We start from the raw sequence: 18,965 nt of genomic DNA, 5'->3' as shown, positions 1-18,965 counted from the left end.
AAATGCTTGATTATTTTCCTGTACCGTATGAGGATGAATTGTTTTATAGTATAGTCTCTAGATATCATATTCGAAGTCCAGATTTATCAAAAAAGCATACTATGAAGAAGTTGTTTAATAAAAGTGGCTGTTTCCTCGGGATTGAATCCATTGGTGAATTAAAATATTTAGTTGATAATTTACAGGTGTTTTCAGATGTGTTTACTGAAAAGTATTTTATAGAAAGGCATTCACTGATTCCACTTATAAGACCATTTAAAACAAAAGAATGGTACGAACAATTAAGCATAGGAATCTCTTCAAAAGTTTATCAGAGTTTATTTAGTTTGAAAAAAGGGAATATAAAGTCAAAAGAGCATTTATATTATTGCTCTGTATGCGTAAAGGAACAATATCAACTTTATGGTGAAGGTTATTGGAATAGAGTACATCAGGTTCCAGGAGTTTTTGTATGCATTAAACATCAATTACCTCTAAAGAAACATCCGGTTAATATTACGACTTTTCGGTCTCATAATTTTATCTATCCAAATCTAAAGGATAGTAACAGCATTGAAGTATTCATGGAAAGTGAACTTGTGGATGAATTAATAGGAATTGCAGAAGATGTAAAATATTTGCTGGATAAAAATTTTTCGTCTTTTTCAAAAGATTATTACGTTGAGAAATATGAGACACTTTTGAAGGTTAAAGGGATTGGATACCCCGCTTTAAAAAGACATCAGCGCTTAAGGGAGTTACTTCAAGATCATTATTCGCAAACCCTATTAAGGATGTTAGAATCTTCATTTGACATAGATGAAAGATCATCATGGGGAAATTATATTCTGGGGAAGGGTAGTATACAATTTTGTCATCCCATTAGGCATATTTTGGTTATGCGATGTTTGTGTGGCTCAGTAAAAAATTTTTTTGAAAATGAATATTTGTATGAACCCTTTGGAAAAGGTCCATGGTTATGCATGAATTCCCTATCGAATCATTATTTACAAAAATGTGTAGATAAGGTGAAAATCAGTGTTCACGGATTGAATCGAGAAATTCAAGGGGATTTTGAGTGTGATTGTGGTTATATATATAGACTTAGGGGATGGGAACAAAACCCCCTAGAAGTTGCATTCTTTAATAATAGGATTATTCAAAAAGGTCACGTATGGGAAGTAGAGTTTAGCAAACTTCTATCTAGTGGATTAACACAAAAAGAAATAGCTATGAAAACGGGTTTTACACCACGGACTATACGAAAAATATTAAAGGATCGTAAAAATGTCTCAATTAAAAAATTGAGAGAAGACAGTTTGAAGGTCGCTCGAGAAAAGAAAACAGCTCAGTACAAGCATAATTGGATACAATTACGAAATAAATATCCAGCGTATACGAGAGCGAAATTAAGTGATTTAAATAGAGCAGCATATGCGTGGCTAAGCAATTATGAGAGAGCGTGGTTAGAGGAACATTCACCACCTAAGGTTTTGGGGAAGTATTCAAAAAAAAAGAGTGTAGAAAGCTACAATAGAGAAGATTTGATATTAATCGAAGAAGCAAAAAAAATAGTTAATAACTGGGATGGATATGAAAAAAATAGAGGCAAGTTAATTAGAAAAACGTATGCAGCTGTTACGAAAATATTAGGTGTATACCAGAAATGTCAAAAAAAGAAAAATCATTCTTTATTACAAAGTTACATTGTCACAGTTGAAGAATCTTTACAAGATTTTCAAAAAAGAAGAGTTCGATATTTATTAAATACAAAATTCAAAGATAAAGTAGTTACTTTATCTAAAATAAAAGAGGCTGCAAGTATAAAGGTGGCTGTAAGGGAAGGCGAAGGGGATATAAAAGAATACGTTGAAAAATTGATCAATGCTCATAATCAAACAAACTAAAAGATAGTGTGGGCTAAGGATTATAAATCATCGTTTTTAAAACAAAAAAATTCATTCGTGAGTTTAAAATAAATATAACTCTTTTATAAAAAGGATAAACTGAAATCTATCTATGATTTCGGCTTTTTTATTGAGATATAGTGAGCATGATGAATAAATAAGAAAAGAAGAAAATTAATATCGAATTTATAAACAAACAAAGGGATATAGATAGAAAGTTAACCCATTTTGTTCTGAACTTTTGTTTTACAAAAAAAATATAAAGAGTGTGTTTTGATCTTTTTCAGAATACACTCTTTATTTATGCTCAAGTATTAAGTGGGAGTGTATAAATTTTTAATAATTTATTTTAGTAGGATAGTCCATAACTTTCTTGTAATAATTAAGATAGTATGCATTCCTAAAGGAAATACATTAGTGTAAAACTTTCTTGTAATTATTTTCTCTTAAGGGCCTTAAATATAATGTTTTAAAAGCATATTAGTACAAGGGTTTGTTGTAATTAAACAAAAAAGTAGGTTGGTATTTTCATAAATAGGTAGATTGAAAAAGATAGAATTTTTAATTCTATCTTTTTCTTATATCCAATTACCACAAAGGATAAAAATTCACTAAAAGAAAGGTAGAAGAGAATATGAATACATCTATGAAAAAAAGTCTAGTAAATTTACGAGTTGATTTTGCTTTCAAGCGCTTGTTTGGAGTAGAAGGAAACGAGGATATACTCATTGGTTTTCTTAATGCGGTATTACAATCCTCTTTAGATGAGGAAATTATTTCTTTGCATTTAGATGATCCACATCTTCCAAGGGAACAAAAGGATGATAAATTGTCTATTTTAGATTTGCGAGCTACCCTTAATAGTGGTATAAAATTAAATATAGAGATACAGGTTCGCGACAAAAAAGACATGATCGAGCGATCTTTGTTCTACTGGGCTGGCATGTATTATTCTCAAATGACTCAGGGGATGAAGTATACAGAATTAAGACCAACTATTTGTATTAATATAGTGGATTTCATTCTGTTTCCAGGAGAAGAGGACTTTCATAATGTCGGTGTAGTCATGAACAAAAAATCGGTGCACATAATTTCAGAGAATATGCAATTGCACTTTCTTGAGATTCCAAAGGTTATTCGAGAATGGCAAGAAGATCGAATGGATCCATGGGAGGATATATTAGCACGTTGGCTATTATTATTTCCTGCATATGAAGATGAGAATTTAACTACAATCCTGGAGGGAATCGCGATGGAAAAAGATCCAGTTTTGAAAAAGGCAATAGAGGATTGGGAGCGTTTAAGTAGTGATAAGGACTTTTTACGCTTATATGAGGCGAGAGAGAAGGCAATAAAAGATAGAATATCAGAAATAGAGACGGCAGAAGAAAAAGCTGCAAAAGAAGCTAGAATAGAAATGATTCATAATTTAATTAAAGTAGGTGTACCTATAGAGAAGATAGCGGAAGCCACTGAATTAAGTGTCGAAAAGGTTAATGAAATTTTAAGAAACAAAGAGTAGATAGAAGTAGTGAAAAACAGGTACTTGTGAAAAACGCACAATTACCTGTTTTTTGTTTCTAATGAATAGTTTGATAAACACAAGGCTTAGACACTCCTTAATAGGTAGTATACTCTTATTAAGGAGCATAATAAGTTGTTGGAGAGATTAAAATGAATAAGAAAAAAGAAGCGCATACCCTTAGAGATAAAATTCCAAAATGGATAAAATAGAATTATGTTGCTCACTGAAAGAAGAAATGAATGCTCTAGGTCTTAAGGACGGTAATATTTTTAAAATTCTTATAGTATGGTACGATCCTAACAAAGAGGGTAGAAATAAAGGTGTAAACAAGGACTTGTTTTTTTAAAATCGTATTGCTATAATATAAAGGTAATAAGATTTTACAATAAAAATATAAAATTAATCAGTTCGCATATAAGAGAAGACCTCAATATGCGCCATGTCCTTAGGGGACGTGTGCGTGTATTGAGGTCTTTTTGCGTTTTGCGAGCAAAAACACACCTGGAGGTGCAGGAATTATGTTGAATTGGTTGTCTGCAAAACTTATGACAACATCAGTAGGAGATTTCCTATTGGCAAAAAGTAGCTTTACGAAGGGTCTTGGTGGTAGTGGTAGTGGTGCCAATGCTGAAACCGTTCAAAAAAGCATGAACACTTTGGTGAAAACCTTAATTGGTTTTGGGGGAATTTGGGTGGCAGCTTGCGTTGTATTTGCAGCTATTAAACTATCTGGTGCACAAGGGAAGAATCCTGAAAACCGTACACAAGCTATGATTGGTTTAGCTTGCGCAGCAATTGGAGGCTTTGTAATGATCAAAGCGTACGATATCGCTGCTTGGGTTACGACAATCTAACATAAGAGTTTGTACAAGCTCTCCTCGATTTGGGGAGAGCTTCTCTTATACAAGGGAGGAAAAAGAATGAGAAAAGTAACCGTTCCTGTTGATATGACTTCGGAACAAAAAACACTACTAGGTGTGCTGAGCAAGCGCCAATTGATTTATCTATTGGGTGGCGGAGCATCCCTTTATTTATATGTACCATTTTTATGGCGACTATTTGCACCTATTGATGCAGTAGTAGCATTTTTTATTTGCTTAATTTTAGCATTACCAACGGTAGTAAGTGTAATAGCGTTTGCGTTTATATATAAAGAAAAACAACACATGTATCTAGATAAGTATTTAATTATTAAAATGCGTAGCCGCTCCGAAAAAGGTAAGTGGAGAAAAGGGTACGAGCCAACTACATGGGCAAAGGAGAATCTGTAAATGTTAGAAATGATATATTTTGCGGCGATAGCCATTGTAGGATTTTTCTTTTATCGGAAAATGAATGGAAAACCGCTGTTTGGTTCTAAGAAAAAAGGGAAAAAGCAAGGTGGAGTAGAGAAACACACTACTGAAAAAGCTGGAAAGAAAAATAAAAAAAATATGTCTGCTGAATCGGAAATTGATGAGGATAATGTTGACTTCTTTCGTATTTTTGTAGAAGACATTAAGGAAATTGATAATCATATGATTCGGTATCATGATGACACATTTGTCCTGATTGCGGAAGCACATCCAGTTAACTATTATTTACTTTCCAATATGGAACAAGAAGCGATTGATATCAAAATTGAATCATGGTTAACCACATTAGAGTTTAATACGAAAGTATATATTCAAAGTAAGTTTGTAGATTTAACAGATCCTGTACGAAAAATGACAGAAACGATGAAAGGTGCGAAGGACCTTACACCAGAGACGGTTCTATATGGTCAAGAAGTTATTGATAATTTAGAGTACTGGCAACGTTCGCAACCTCGATATGAACAAAAACGTTATTTAATTTATCCATACAAGGTTGATATTAGTACGATTACGGCTGATACAGAGGACGAGTTAGAAGAAAAGATTGTAGATAAGGCATTTAACGAACTATATCGTCGTTATAATGCATCTCGAAATCTACTATCGAAAGCAAAAATTAATGTAGAAATGTTAACGAAAGATAAATTAATAGAACTTTTATATGTAGCATTTAACCGTCGTAAAGCTATAAAAGCTCGTTTCCAGGATTTAATTGAAAACGAGAATTTCTCCCTCTATTCAACAGGGGAAACGAATGAAAGAAAACTAGAGTTAATGAAGAAAGTGCTAGCGGAAGAAAAGGCAGAAAAATCAAATAACGGGGTGGCGTAAACATGAAGTTGTTCGGAAAAAAGAAAAAGGAAAAGAAAAAAATAGAAGCAGAAGAGAGGGACGAATTGGAGCTAGAGGAGGAAGAGTTGGAAGAAGAGGAAATACCGACGCAATTAGACAATCAAACAACAGTGTTTGATGTTATTGCTCCAGAAGGAATGAAAATTGATGCAGAAGATTATGGGGTCATTAAACAATCTTTAGGAAGTAATACGTTCTTTCGTCCGTTTTATATTCCACGTGATGGGTACCCGCGTATGATGCAAACCAATTGGCTCAACATGTTAACTTCGGCTGGGGAAGTGGATGTCATGATCGATATTCATAAAGAACCAAAAGCTAAAGCAATGCGATCATTAGATATGCAGCTGACGATGTTACGTTCCAATCTTTCTTTCCAACGTACACGAGGAAACATTGACCAAGAAAAAGACTTAGATGCAAAAATTCAAGATACAAACAATTTAATGGATGAAATCCAGTTCAATGAAAACGACTCCTATATGGTGAGTACAATGGGTGTTGCTTACGCAGAATCAAAGAAAGAATTGGACGTTTTATGTGAGTATATTGAAGATGAAATGCAAGCATCTCACTTTAAGATAGCAAGTACTTGGAATCGTGTGAAGAGTGGTTTGAAAGCTGTTATGCCGCTAGGAGCACTAAATACGTTACAAGATACCTATCGAAATATCGATAGACGTGCGTTATGTACATTTGCACCTTTTGTGTCAGGTTCTGGAAGGTTTAATGGTGGGATACCAATAGGAAAGAACAAAATTACTGGGCAAGTAGAATTTTTAAATTCATTCGGGAATGCAGATTATCGTCCTCCAAACTATAACATTGGTGTAACAGGGATCTCAGGTTCCGGAAAAAGTTTACTTTTAAAAATGAAGTTAGCCCGTGAAACGTCACTTGCAGATACACATGCAATGATTATCGATCCAGAAGGAGAATTCGTAAAAATTACAAAACGTCTAGGTGGCATTAATTTAAATATTTCACCTGAAAGTAATATCATTATCAACCCTTGTGCAATTGCTGTAACAGAACTTCAGATTACGGATAAAGATGAAGAGCTAGAAGCACTTGAACAATATGATAAGAAAGAACTTGTAGAGCGTGATGGCGTGAAGTATGTAAGGTTTGTACCGATTTTAGAGAAAATCAATGAAATACTTGGATTCTTTGACATTATTATTCGCGGACAAGACTTTGATCAACCAGGATTAAATGTATTCCAGCGTACAATGCTAGAAGATGCAATTCGTGAAGTGTTTGATAAACATGGTATTACCTCACACCCTTCATCTTTATATATGGATGAAGTGAAGAAGGTGGATGGACAATTAATTCAGTCTCAAGTGAGAAAGCCAGAACCAGAGTTAAAAGAAATCTACGATGTCATAGTAGAACATCATGGAGACGATGTGAAAGCAGAAGAGTTAATTGCTGCGATTCGTCCATTCTTACGCGATGGTTCAAAACCATTATTTGATGGACAAAGTCATTTTGGCCGTGGTGTAGAAACACAGTTAAATGAATCTCGTGTTGTTAATTTTAATATTAGTCATTTAGAAGAAGGATTCTTAAAACCAATCGCTTTCCACGTTATCTTGAACTATATTTGGGAGCATTGGATTAAGAGTCCAGAACACGCTATCAAGCGAAAAGTATTATATGTGGATGAGATGTGGCAGTTTATCGACTATGAACAAACGGTTAACTTCTTGGAAAAAGTAGCACGTCGTTCACGTAAAAGAAATGCTGGTATGTGTTGGGCGAGTCAGGACTTCGTTCGTATTTTAGAAAATGTAAAAGCTCGTGGTATCTTGCAATCTACTTTCTCCTATTTCTTCTTAGAACAAAATAAGATAGATAAGAAAAAGATCCAGGAGAACTTTAACTTAACTGCTGGGGAGCTTGATATTATTCTCAACAACCCTGGAAAAGGAGAAGGGATTTTCCGAGTAGGAGATAGTTCGGTTTGGATTCAAACTGATCCATCTGACAAAGAAATGATGTTCATTGAATCGAATGAAGCGGTACTACAAGAGCTTTTAAACAATATGAAGAAAGTACAAGGGTACGCAGGATAATAGCGTACTCTTAAAAAGGAAGGTGAAATTATGCTTGAGAAAATAGTAGAGTGGGTCGGAGGCTTAATTATTGCTATAGTAAAGGCTTTTCTTAGTCCGGTGTATGCAACTTTGGATCCGCTGCCAGTTTTAGTGTTTGGAGGAGAGGGAACAGAAGGAAAGGGGACAAACTTAGATTTCTTATTTTCAGGTAATTCTTTAACCAAAGTATTAGACACAGGCATGCCTGTCATGTTCAAGCTTGTTGCTTTTTGTGTCCTTGTCAGTGTAGTTATTACGGCGGCAAAATATTCGGCAACAGCTATTAATCCTAATAATAGAACAGCATTAATAGAGTATGCGAAGGATTTGATGATCATTTCAATTTTTCTTTGGCACCTCGATTACTTCTATACACTCATATTTGAAATCAATTCTTGGATAATAATAGAGTTTAGAGACGCTGTTAATGTAGCAAGTGGGGGGAATTTTGATCCAGATAAGGGTACTAAATTTCTACAACCTGGATTTGGTGGGGCTGGACTTACCATTACTGAGCTGGGTTTGAAAGGTCATGAAAATGACTATATGTTTATTATATTTGGTTTGTTTATAGAAGCTGGTCTCATCGTCTGGGCAAACTTTTACTACTTAATGCGAGCGGTGTCACTATACGTTTTAATGTTAATTGGTCCGTTAATGGTAGGTATGTGGCTATTTCCACAAAAGAAACAACAGACATTATATTGGATACGTGAATTTATAGGAGCGGTGTTCATACAAGCAATTCATGCGATTACCTTATGGCTCATTATTTCTTTAATTGGAGCAGCAAATAGTCCGTTAATCAAATTAATTTTACTTGCTATGTTTATCCCAATAGGTGAGATTGTGAAAAGTTTTATTGGCCTTAGTACCAATGCATCAGGTGGTATTCATAGAGCAGGTACGATGATGGGTATGGGTGCTTTAGCAAGTGTGGCTGGACTGGTTAAAGGTGTTCGTGATGACTATCGTAATTCAAAAGCAAAACCTGATGATAAAGGGGATAAAGAAAAGACAAAAGAAGATGCTGATAACCCGAAAGATGCATTAGGAGCGAATTTAGGGACAGATGTTGGTACAACATCTCGTGCAGCTCGTATGTTAAAAGCTGGTCAAATTGGAAGTTCAATTGGTAAAGCGGCTGGTGGACTTGCAGGTATGACAGCAGGAGCTGGTCTTGGACCAGAAGGAATGGCAATAGGGACATTCGCTGGCAGTAAAGCGGGCGGATTTACTGGTGCAGTTACTGGAAGATCTGCTGCTGCAGTTGGCGAAGGGGCTGTAGCCTTAGGAAAACATATTGGTTCCAGTGTAAAGAAGGGTGCGGACACGTATTCAAATCTAAATGGCAAATCTTATCCGGAACTAACCGATGAAGATATCGCACAGGATTTAGCTACAAAAGACTTTGAAAATTGGAAAGCAGATAATCCGGATTCTGCAGTGGCAAGTCGCTTGAAACAAGCATTCCCTGGTGCGTCCGATGCGGAGATTGCTAAAAAAGTAGCGAAAACAAATAGTGATCAAATGTCTCGTTTCTCAAATCAGCGGAAACAGGATTTACAAAATATGAAGAAAGCCGCTACACCATATGGAAATGCTAGAGATTTAGTAAAGGCTGCAACGAATGCATTCCAAAAGGGGTATGAGGCAGACCATAAAGATACGTTTATGAGTCAGTTACCAGAAAATATGTCAGCAGAAGAGAAAGAGAACCATTGGAACGACCATCTGAACACAAAAGTACAAGGATTTAGAAACCACGCAGAACAAGCTGCAACAAAAGCAGGAGCCATGCCAGTTGATGCGAAGGACAAACAAGGAAATAATCTGTTTGATAAGTCCTATGTGAATAAAGATGCGTTTGCTTCCCGACTTGCATTAGGAAAAGTCGGAAAAGCAGTCGAGGATGTAAAAGGAGAAACGTTGGAAAGTGGCCATCAAAATATGGGACAAGTCGGTGCTCTTGTCGGTGCTTCTACTGCTGCATTTAAGAAAGCGTATAGTGCAGACCATAAGGCTGGATTTATGAAACAATTCCCTGCAGATATGCCGCAACAAGAAAAAGAAGCAGCATGGAATAAGCATTTAGATCAAAAAGTACAAGGCTTCAAAAATTATGCACAACAAGCGGCGGAATCAGCTGGTATTGTACAGCAAAAAGACGGTACAAACTATGCGAATAAAGAAGCTTTCGCTTCTCATTTATCACAACAGTTACAAAAAGATCCTGGTTTAAATGCTATGGGTATATCCAGTTCGGCAGGTATTCAGAAGGCAGTTAATGGTGTGAAAACACACGGTTTGACAAGTGGAAATGGAAGTCAGCAAGCAAAACAAGTAAGTAATGTTGGGAACCTAGTACAAGCCTCTACAGAATCCTTTAAACAGGGCTATGCAGCAGAACAACAGGCAAGCTTTATGAAAAAGTTGTCTCCAACTATGTCTCAACCACAAAAAGAGCAAGCTTGGCAGTCGCACCTAAATGAAAAAGGAAATGAATTTAAAGCAGTTGCACAACAAGCGGCAGTACAAGCGGGAGCGATGCCCGTACAGGCAAAAGATACGAGTGGTAAGAGTCTACATAATCAATCCTATATTAATAAAGATGCCTTTACTTCGCAATTAACAAAAGGTTTACAAAGCCATGCAAGTCTTGGAAAGGTAAGCCAACAAGTAGGTTCTGGAATTACTAGTGCGATTCAAGGTGTTCGTTCACATGGTGTTGAGACAGGTGGCGCAATCAATAAAGCTGTATATGCAGCGACACAAACGCAAGCGAGTATAGCACGTGCAGGAGGTTTTTCCGTTGCGGAAATTGAACGCTCTTATGCAGATGCATCAACAAGTGTAGCGAACATTGCACAAAGTGCTGGTAAAATGTCTATCCCAACTTCCGCAGTGGGACGTATGACACAGCAAAGTACAAAACTCGGCATGAGTGTAATGGAAGGTGCGAAACACCTTATGCTTGCGGATCGCATTGATACAGTATCAAATGCATACTTAAGTGCCGCGAGTGCTGTACAACAATCCGGAGGGAATGCAGTACAAAGAGTGATAAGTGGGACTACTGCTGCTGTTAATACATCATTAGGTGGGAATGCAGCAGAGCGTCACTATAATGTGACAAAAGGCTTAAGTTACGCTGCAGGTGTGATTGGTGGTGCGGGCGCTTATCAAGCAACTGCACGTATGGTAAGTAAACATAATCCGTATAACAGTGCAGTCCGTACAGAAGCAAAAGAGATTCAGGAAATTCAACAGATGGTACCGACAACAACAGATCATACAGGCGCGCAATCGATTGTAAAAGGTGCCGTACGTCTTGTGACGACAAATAATAAATCTTGGATTGAAGCAAAAGACGCTAGTGGTATGACGCAAGTTGTATCTCGTTATGGTAGTGGAGATAGCAGTATACGATCTGGACAAGTCGTATATCAGGACTTAAATATTTCAGATGGACAATTAACGCAGTATCGTAATGGTGCGAAAGCATCTCCGGCTTATATACAAGATTCAAGTGGTGGAAAAATCAATATCAATCGCTCAATCAATGTAAATCCAAATCAATTAGTAGGAAACCAAAATCAAAGACCGTTACAACAGAAACCGGTATTTAATGAACCACCACTTACGGTCAATCACAAAGTAGACAATGGTCACTTCTATATGTCTGATTTAGACCAAGGTGGCTATAAGAATGTACAAATGGTTGTAGAAAGAGATCGTAGTTACATGGTTGCGACAACAACAGACGGTACAGTGTCACGTATTTCGCCGTTCGGAAAAGGAGATACGCGCTTACAAGCAAACCAAAGGATTGAAAGAGTCTGTGAAGTGAAGGACAGTAGTATTAAGCCAAGAGAAGAAATCCTAGTAACACATAAACAGGACGAAGTTGTTCGTACAGAGACGCATTTAAATTTATCAGAACATGACCCACAAAATCTGATTCCATTTGCGCCAAACCCTCGCTTAGCACAGCGAAGAGGAAGAAATTCTCAAAATGGAAAATATGGTGTGATAAGTCTATGAGTCAAAATCCTAACGATCCAAATGAACAGAAAAAAAGTAATCCTTTAAAAGATGTAGCTTCCCACTTTATTAAGAAAAAAGGGATGCAAGCGCGCGGGAAGATGGCAAAATTGGCAGGAAAAGCAGGAAGGGCGGCAGCGAAAGCTGCTGCCAAAATGCTAAAAGCAGGTATATTAAAAATTGTGGGTGCTGTTGTGGCAGCGGTTGGAGTACCTGCCGCTTTAATTATGGGAGTAATTATTGCTGTGTGTGTGATTTTAGTCTCTTTTGTACCTTTTACCGATGATGAAGGTAAGACAGAGGAACAAGTAAAAAAATATATGGAAGTTTCAATGGCATTGAATGTGGATTGGAAAGAGGTTGTCGCATTTGATATGGCGCGATACGATAATGATTTGACTGGTAAAGATCCGCACGATGCTATATCATATTTCTTGGATATCCAATATGAAGAATATACGGAAAAAGAGGTATGCGAGGCAGGACCGAATGGTCCTTGCGAAAAAAAGAAAAAGGAGATGCAAAAAACAAAATCTGAAAATTACTCCGGACCAGATGTAAAAAAGATATTAGGAGATACAGATTTTAAGAAAAAAATAGATGAGATTAATGCGAGTGGAAGTAAAAAAGTGACAACATCTTCTCATGGGCTAGAGAAAGCGATGGAACTCGCAAAGTTTAGTAAAAGTCAAAAAGAGCGTGCGCGTGAGATATTAGAAGCCGGGATGTTAGAAGGTATGTATGGACATCTTGCTCCTACTACTGGTGGATTTATTGGTGGTATGTGTGTAGGTAATGTGAGTCCTGGCGGAGAGCCTGTTAACCTTAATGCAAAAGTTACAGGATATCTTCCTAAGATTAAAGAAATGGCAGAAAAACATGGTGTTGCTCAATATGTTGGTATTTTGGCTGCTCAAATGATGCAGGAGTCACAAGGAGAGGGAAATGACCCGATGCAAGCGGCAGAAGGGAGTCATGGAAACTTAAGTTCATATTGTGTAGGTCTAAAAGGAAGTGCCCGTATAGGGTGTATTAAAGACCCGAATATTTCCATTGAAGCAGGCGTACAAGAATTTAAAGATGTGTTAGGAAAGGCAAATGGAGATATAGCACTTGCCTTACAGAGTTATAATTACGGTCCTGGATTTATTAGTTATGCATTAGCAAGAGGTGGATATTCAGAAGAAACAGCTATTGCGTTTTCTAGGGAGCATGCTGATGAAAATAGAGCTGGGTGCAAAGATCCAAACAATTTTAGAACTAAAGTCGGAGCGTGCTATGGGGATTATGTGCGCCCATAAGGGAGCAAAGAAACACAGTGATTGCAAACTGTTAGGTCAACCCTAAAAGACCTAGTATCACTTGGCTAACCTTGGAGGGAAACTGAAGGGGGACAACAGCATGCCAAGAAAGCCGTAAGTTGACTAAGCATCGAGTCAAGACTGAACGGCAAGATATAAAGTATAGATAAGGACGAAGGCTAAACTGCTTGAACGATAGCACAAGGGAGGCCACCGTAACTGGACTCGGAAGATGCTTACAGACGAGACTCAACAGATATCATAAGGGTAGTAGTAGTCATCCTATATGAGTAGGGTTATCTGTTGCCCACTTCTATATGGAAGAAACGTGTGAACGTCGCATCCGAAACTATACGTGCAAGTTCTTTGTTTACTAAATGGGGATTGTCTAAGTTAGAACGCCCATTGGGCTATTGAGGATAACTTCAAGATATAGAAATCAAGAAGTATGGCTCATGAATATCTAATATGACAACGGAGCCTTCGTAGTAGTTAGAGCTAGGGAAAGCCTAGTACAAGGCGAAGGAAGGCAGTCTGTTAGCTTAATACAAAATTGGGGAGGTGCGAAAGGCACTATGCAATGTCCAAAAATAGTACTAAGCAATCTGCGAACGAAGAGTCTTAATAAGGAATATCAATATACAAGACTTTATCGTAATTTATATAACCCAGATTTCTTTTTATTAGCATACGATAATCTAAGTAAAAATGATGGCGCATTAACAATAGGAGTAGACCAAAGGTCTATTGATGGTTTTTCTATGAAGGAAGTGGAAGGTTTAATAAGTATTTTAAAAAGCAAAAGCTATCAACCATATCCATCTAGAAGAACCTATATTGAAAAGAAAAATGGTAAGAAAAGACCATTAGGAATTCCTAGCTTTTATGATAAATTAGTCCAAGAAGTTATACGTATGATACTAGAAGCAATATACGATTCAAGCTTTTCTAATTCATCACATGGATACCGAAAAGGCAAGGGATGCCATAGTGCGTTATTAGAGATAAAGCGCACATTTACAGGTAGTAAATGGTTTATCGAAGGAGATATTAAAGGATTTTTCGACAACATTGAACATCATACTCTAATTACAATTCTTAAAAGAAGAATAAAGGATGAGGCATTTATAGAGTTGATCTGGAAATTCTTACGAGCTGGATATTTAGAAGAATGGAAATTTCATAATACCTATAGTGGAGCACCTCAAGGTGGAATCATTAGTCCCATACTTTCTAATATTTATCTAAACGAATTAGATGCTTATATGAAAAAGTATCAGGATAGATTTGAATCAGGGAAAAAGCGACAAATAAATAAAGAGTATAGAAATTTACAGTATAAAGTGCGAAAGATTCAAGAGAAAATCGATACTGCCCATCTAAATGGAGAAGTAACACGAATTACGGAACTAAAAGAACAACAAAAAGTTTTGAAAAGGAAGTTGTTACAAACACCTTATAATAATCCAATGGATGAAAATTATAGAAGGCTCAAATATGTAAGATATGCGGATGACTTTCTTATTGGAGTAATAGGTTCTAAAGAGGATGCAACTCTTATTAAAAATGAGATAGCTTCATTTTTGAAAGAAGAGCTAAAACTAGAATTATCTATGGAAAAGACTCTGATAACAAATGCCTTCAAGAAACACGCTAAATTTCTGGGATTTGAAATTAAAGTGTTTAAAAGTGAAGCAACACGTATTAACAGTCTTGGAAGAGCTTCTAGGGTTCTTAACGGTAAAATTCAATTAAAAATGCCACATGAGGCATGGGTAAAGAAACTTCAAAAGTATCAAGCCATTAAAATGTGTGCCGATGGCACTTGGAAACCTCAGCCAAGAGGATATTTCCAACACAACGAAGATTTAGAGATTATCACGCAATATAATAGTGAAATTCGAGGGTTATATAATTACTATCGACTAGCTGAAAATGTGAGCAATCACATGCACCGCTTTGCATATTTCATGTATTATTCAATGTTAAAAACTTTTGCGTCAAAATACAGAACACGTACGAAACAAATTCGAAAGAAATACGAAAAATACGGACAATTCACTGTACAGTATGAGACAAAGAAGGGAATTAATAAAGTTCATTTCATTGAAAGAAAGTTTCCAATGACAAGAAATTTATCGCTAGAGGGAACAGATATCTTACCAAATACTCGGCATGTAATGAGTACGACTAAATTGTCAGATAGAATCAAGGCGGAAACATGTGAACTATGCGGAGCTAGCAATGTTGTGATACATATGCATCACATTAAGAGATTAAAGAATCTACGAGCAAAGTCAAATAAATCATATCTTGAACAACAAATGATAGCGAGAAATCGAAAGACTATCGCACTCTGTAAAGAGTGTCATATGAAAAGACACAAGGGCGAGATATAAAATGCAGAAGACAGATGGAGAGCCGGATACATTGAGAGATGTAAGTCCGGTTCGGGGAGGAACATTTGGAAACCGATCACAGGAATGTAATAAGGCGCTGGATGTTTACTCTACACTTACGTTTCTAAAGTTTTGAAATATTACAAAGATTTAGGTTGTGTAGCAGATGTATCTGGCGAATGGATATCTGATAAAGGTTGGAAATGGCCAACGAAAAGCGGGCGTATTACAGGTACATTTGATGAAATTCATGCTAGCAAACCGCATAATGCTGTAGATATTGGGGCCATGACCGCCGGAAAACCAGGAGACCCCGTATGGTCGATGGAAGCTGGTATGGTTACGGATAAAACAGGAAATGTAAACAACGGTGGTTTAGGAGTCTATGTTGACCATGGAAATGGCATTGTATCTCGTTACTTACATTTGAGTAAAATCTTAGTTGCACCAGGAACTATGGTAACAAAAGGACAGATTATTGGGGAAATGGGGGGATCTAACTATGTCGGTGGTATTCTTAATATGTTTGGATACGCTGTCCATTTAGATTTCCAAATTCGTATTAATGACCAGCCAACGGATCCAATGAAATTCTTTAAGAAAAATGATGATCCAGGGTTATCATCAGGTGGTGCTCCTACAATGACAAATGCTAAACGACAAAAAGTATTAGAAGAAGCAAAAAAATGGCTTGGGCAAGGGAAAGTGAGCTATGTATCCGGTGCTAGAAATCCAGCTGTAGGTAGTGCAGATTGTTCTGGATTCACACAATATGTATTTAAAACCAGTATAGGTGTCCAGCTAGGAGATTGGACAGGTGCTCAAATTGGTCAAGGAAAACAGGTGCCAGATATCGTTCGTGCACAACCAGGAGATTTAATTTTCTATGAAAATCCGAACCATGTATCAATTTATTTAGGAAATCAGAAAATGATTCATATTGGTGATAATAAAGGTGTACAAATTACAGGTCTAAACTATACTGCTAGAGGACAACATATGACGCAAATACGTAATGTTATAGACTGATAAGGGATGAGAGTAGATGAAGAAGATAATCAGGATTTTATCCAATATGCCTCGTAAGTACTTGGTCATATTAGGAATTATCGTAATAGTAGTAGGTGTTGCTACCTATAATACTATTCATCGTTATATGATGAAATTACAAGTACAGGAGGAAGAGCAAGTAAACCAAGATGAAATAGAGATATTTGGAGATAAGCCAAAGGGATTTGATACAAAAGAAGAGGAATATATCGCGAAAACAAAAACAGTAGAGGACTTACTACGAAAAATATCTAATAGTAGTTATGATGTCCCGTATTTGTTTACAAAGGATGGATTTGGTATTGAACCAATGAAAATGACAAGTAATGAGCGTATGCTGGCTACAGAAGCTGTACAACGATACTTCCTAAATGGGGATCAGTTTTACAATGCACGTATTACCAAAATTGATCGTGGGAAAAAAGTAGATACGTTTCATATTGAAGTTTTAATTCAACAGGTAAACTTCTTAGAACCACGACAATTTAAAGTGCAGGTAAACAAATATGCACAAATTGTAACACCAATTGCACAAATTCCACATGGTCAAGAAGAAGTGCCTGTGGATTAAGAGAAAAGCGAGGGTTGTGGATGTAAAGCACAACCCTTTATAAAATTTAAAGAAGTTTTGTTTTTGTTTGGGTAATGGATATTTGTTAGTAGAAAATTAGTAAAAGTAGATTGTGAGATAATTCCTGTGAAGGAAAGAATTACTTTAGCGTAAAGAAACCTTTTCGAAGTGTAATAAAAAATATGATGCTTTCATAATTTAAAAAGGTCCACATGATATTGTATATATGTCTTTATAATTGTACAAATTTGAAAAAGAATTTCTAGGTGATGGTAAATGTCTAAAAGAAGAAGGATGAATATAATAATTTGAATGCTACTAATATATATAAATCAGCTTATGTTATTCTTATTTATTTTATTATGAATCAATTTATAGGAATAATAGGTGTGCAGTTATTGGCTAAGACTGGTTGGTATGATATTCAGGGGAATCAAGAGCAGGCGATTCAACAGATTTTAGTACATTGGGAGCTAATTGGGTTTCTACTTATATTGATTATCATTTTTACCATATATAAGAAGGAATGGGTTTATAAATCTATGTTATCAATTAAATTATCAAAAACCTCATGTGGATGGATTCTAGTTGGAATTGTTTTAGTTTTCCTTGCACAGATAATTGGTAGTTTTTTAGATAAAAGTTTATTTCAAATTTCTACGCAATCAGAAAACACATCTAGTACAGTTGTAGCTGCATCAATTTCACCTATTGCAATTATATCAATTGTAATTCTTGCTCCATTGGTAGAGGAACTGGTATTCCGATATGCTACTATGAATATTTTAATGAAGAAATTTAAAGAAGTAGGGAGTATTGTAATTAGTGCATTGTTTTTTGCAATAATGCATTTTGACTTCCCATTTATATTTGGTTATTTTTTTATTGGTTGTGTATTGGCCTTTGTATATAAACAATCAAAACAATTATTAGTTTCTTATATAGTACATGCTATGATGAATTTTATTGTATTGATGATTCATATTATGCAAGTATGATTTTGATCTACTATATAGTATTTTTGTAATGAGATATATCTTGAGAAAATAATAGATGATAGATTTATATTCTTAACAAAAATTAAAAAAGAATGCCATTTTCTTTAAATAGAAAGGCATTCTTTTTTGTTGTTATTATTTGGAAATCATTATTTAAATGGTTTTTGTTAGTAAAACCCAGAATTAACCATAAGGTACTCAGTATCAGCTATTAAAAATGTATAGCTTTAAAAATAGATCAATTCCCTGAATATTCCATAAAAACTTTATAAAATTTACAAATATTCCAATTAAAAGCAATATATGTTAAAGTTTTTCTTAGTTAGATATGATAAAAATTTTAAGGATTATTGTAGAAAAGAGCAGAAATTTAAGGGCTTAATAATTGTATGGAAAATAAAAAACAAGGAGGATATTATGGATTCAATTCTAGAAGGGCATAGGAAATTTTTTAGGTTTCCTAAAAGTTTAGATGTAGGAGAATATATAGAAAATGTTTATATAGATACAATGAATACGTGCAAATTACATGATATTCTGAAAAAACATCTCTTAATTCTATTTTATAGTACGTCATGTGAAGGATGCTTACCTTCAATGGAAGCGCTTAATAAATTCTTAACTAAAGATTCATCATTAAATGTTCTTATTTTAATCGATACAAGCCTAGAAAACTTTGAATATATCAAATCTATATTTGAAGGTAGGGCTTTAGTATCTTTATGTAATAAAGATAAGATGAAGAAAGAATTTAAAGTCAGTGGTGTCCCTAGAACGTATTTTGTCAATGAACTAGGACAAGTGTTATATGCAGAAATAGGCTATCAAGATAATATGTTTGAAGATATTATAACTAAATTTAAATGTATTATATGATATTAA

The 18,965-nt window shown here is 35.6% G+C and carries 10 protein-coding genes and 4 pseudogenes; all 14 read left to right on the top strand.

The features are described from left to right. Positions 1-2 precede the first annotated feature (2 nt). The 14 genes and pseudogenes from ACUN13_RS26265 (at position 3) to ACUN13_RS26200 (ending at position 18,959) form a co-directional block, all read left to right on the top strand. Positions 3-1,886, top strand: coding sequence for a TnsD family Tn7-like transposition protein (locus tag ACUN13_RS26265; protein ID WP_409532543.1), 1,884 nt, complete (start codon positions 3-5; stop codon positions 1,884-1,886). Between the two features lie 634 nt (positions 1,887-2,520). Continuing rightward, positions 2,521-3,408, top strand: a complete 888-nt coding sequence (locus ACUN13_RS26260; RefSeq protein ID WP_001098040.1) for an Rpn family recombination-promoting nuclease/putative transposase — start codon at positions 2,521-2,523, stop codon at positions 3,406-3,408. Between the two features lie 152 nt (positions 3,409-3,560). Then, positions 3,561-3,757: pseudogene (locus tag ACUN13_RS26255) on the top strand (hypothetical protein). Between the two features lie 86 nt (positions 3,758-3,843). After that, positions 3,844-4,265: pseudogene (locus ACUN13_RS26250) on the top strand (hypothetical protein). A 66-nt stretch (positions 4,266-4,331) separates the two neighbouring features. Beyond that, positions 4,332-4,682: a PrgI family protein gene (locus ACUN13_RS26245; protein WP_001233534.1), complete on the top strand. Its 351-nt coding sequence runs from the start codon at positions 4,332-4,334 to the stop codon at positions 4,680-4,682. Beyond that, the gene (locus ACUN13_RS26240; protein ID WP_000892006.1) at positions 4,683-5,597 is read left to right on the top strand and encodes a hypothetical protein; all 915 of its coding nucleotides are present in this window, start codon (positions 4,683-4,685) and stop codon (positions 5,595-5,597) included. It begins immediately after the preceding gene. A gap of 2 nt (positions 5,598-5,599) precedes the next feature. Continuing rightward, positions 5,600-7,699 (top strand): VirB4 family type IV secretion system protein, encoded by a 2,100-nt coding sequence (locus ACUN13_RS26235; protein WP_088344572.1) that lies wholly within the window; start codon positions 5,600-5,602, stop codon positions 7,697-7,699. A 30-nt stretch (positions 7,700-7,729) separates the two neighbouring features. After that, positions 7,730-11,764 (top strand): hypothetical protein, encoded by a 4,035-nt coding sequence (locus tag ACUN13_RS26230; protein WP_409532544.1) that lies wholly within the window; start codon positions 7,730-7,732, stop codon positions 11,762-11,764. Then, positions 11,761-13,053: pseudogene (locus ACUN13_RS26225) on the top strand (lysozyme family protein); the annotation flags it as partial. The gene ACUN13_RS26230 and the pseudogene ACUN13_RS26225, both read left to right, overlap by 4 nt. Before the next feature lie 587 nt (positions 13,054-13,640). Further along, the gene (locus tag ACUN13_RS26220) at positions 13,641-15,464 is read left to right on the top strand and encodes a reverse transcriptase/maturase family protein (protein ID WP_324656756.1); all 1,824 of its coding nucleotides are present in this window, start codon (positions 13,641-13,643) and stop codon (positions 15,462-15,464) included. Positions 15,465-15,575: 111 nt separating this feature from the next. Beyond that, positions 15,576-16,493, top strand: a pseudogene (locus ACUN13_RS26215) (NlpC/P60 family protein); the annotation flags it as partial. A 16-nt stretch (positions 16,494-16,509) separates the two neighbouring features. After that, positions 16,510-17,085: a hypothetical protein gene (locus ACUN13_RS26210; RefSeq protein WP_025690460.1), complete on the top strand. Its 576-nt coding sequence runs from the start codon at positions 16,510-16,512 to the stop codon at positions 17,083-17,085. A gap of 308 nt (positions 17,086-17,393) precedes the next feature. Next, positions 17,394-18,083 (top strand): CPBP family intramembrane glutamic endopeptidase, encoded by a 690-nt coding sequence (locus ACUN13_RS26205; protein ID WP_076775702.1) that lies wholly within the window; start codon positions 17,394-17,396, stop codon positions 18,081-18,083. Positions 18,084-18,500: 417 nt separating this feature from the next. Next, entirely contained in the window at positions 18,501-18,959 is a 459-nt protein-coding gene (locus ACUN13_RS26200; RefSeq protein ID WP_000377270.1) for a TlpA family protein disulfide reductase, read from the top strand. The last annotated feature ends 6 nt before the right edge of the window (positions 18,960-18,965 follow it).

The sequence above is a fragment of the Bacillus cereus group sp. Bce041 genome, from assembly GCF_052646455.1.
This window is presented reverse-complemented; position numbering and strand designations above follow the sequence as displayed.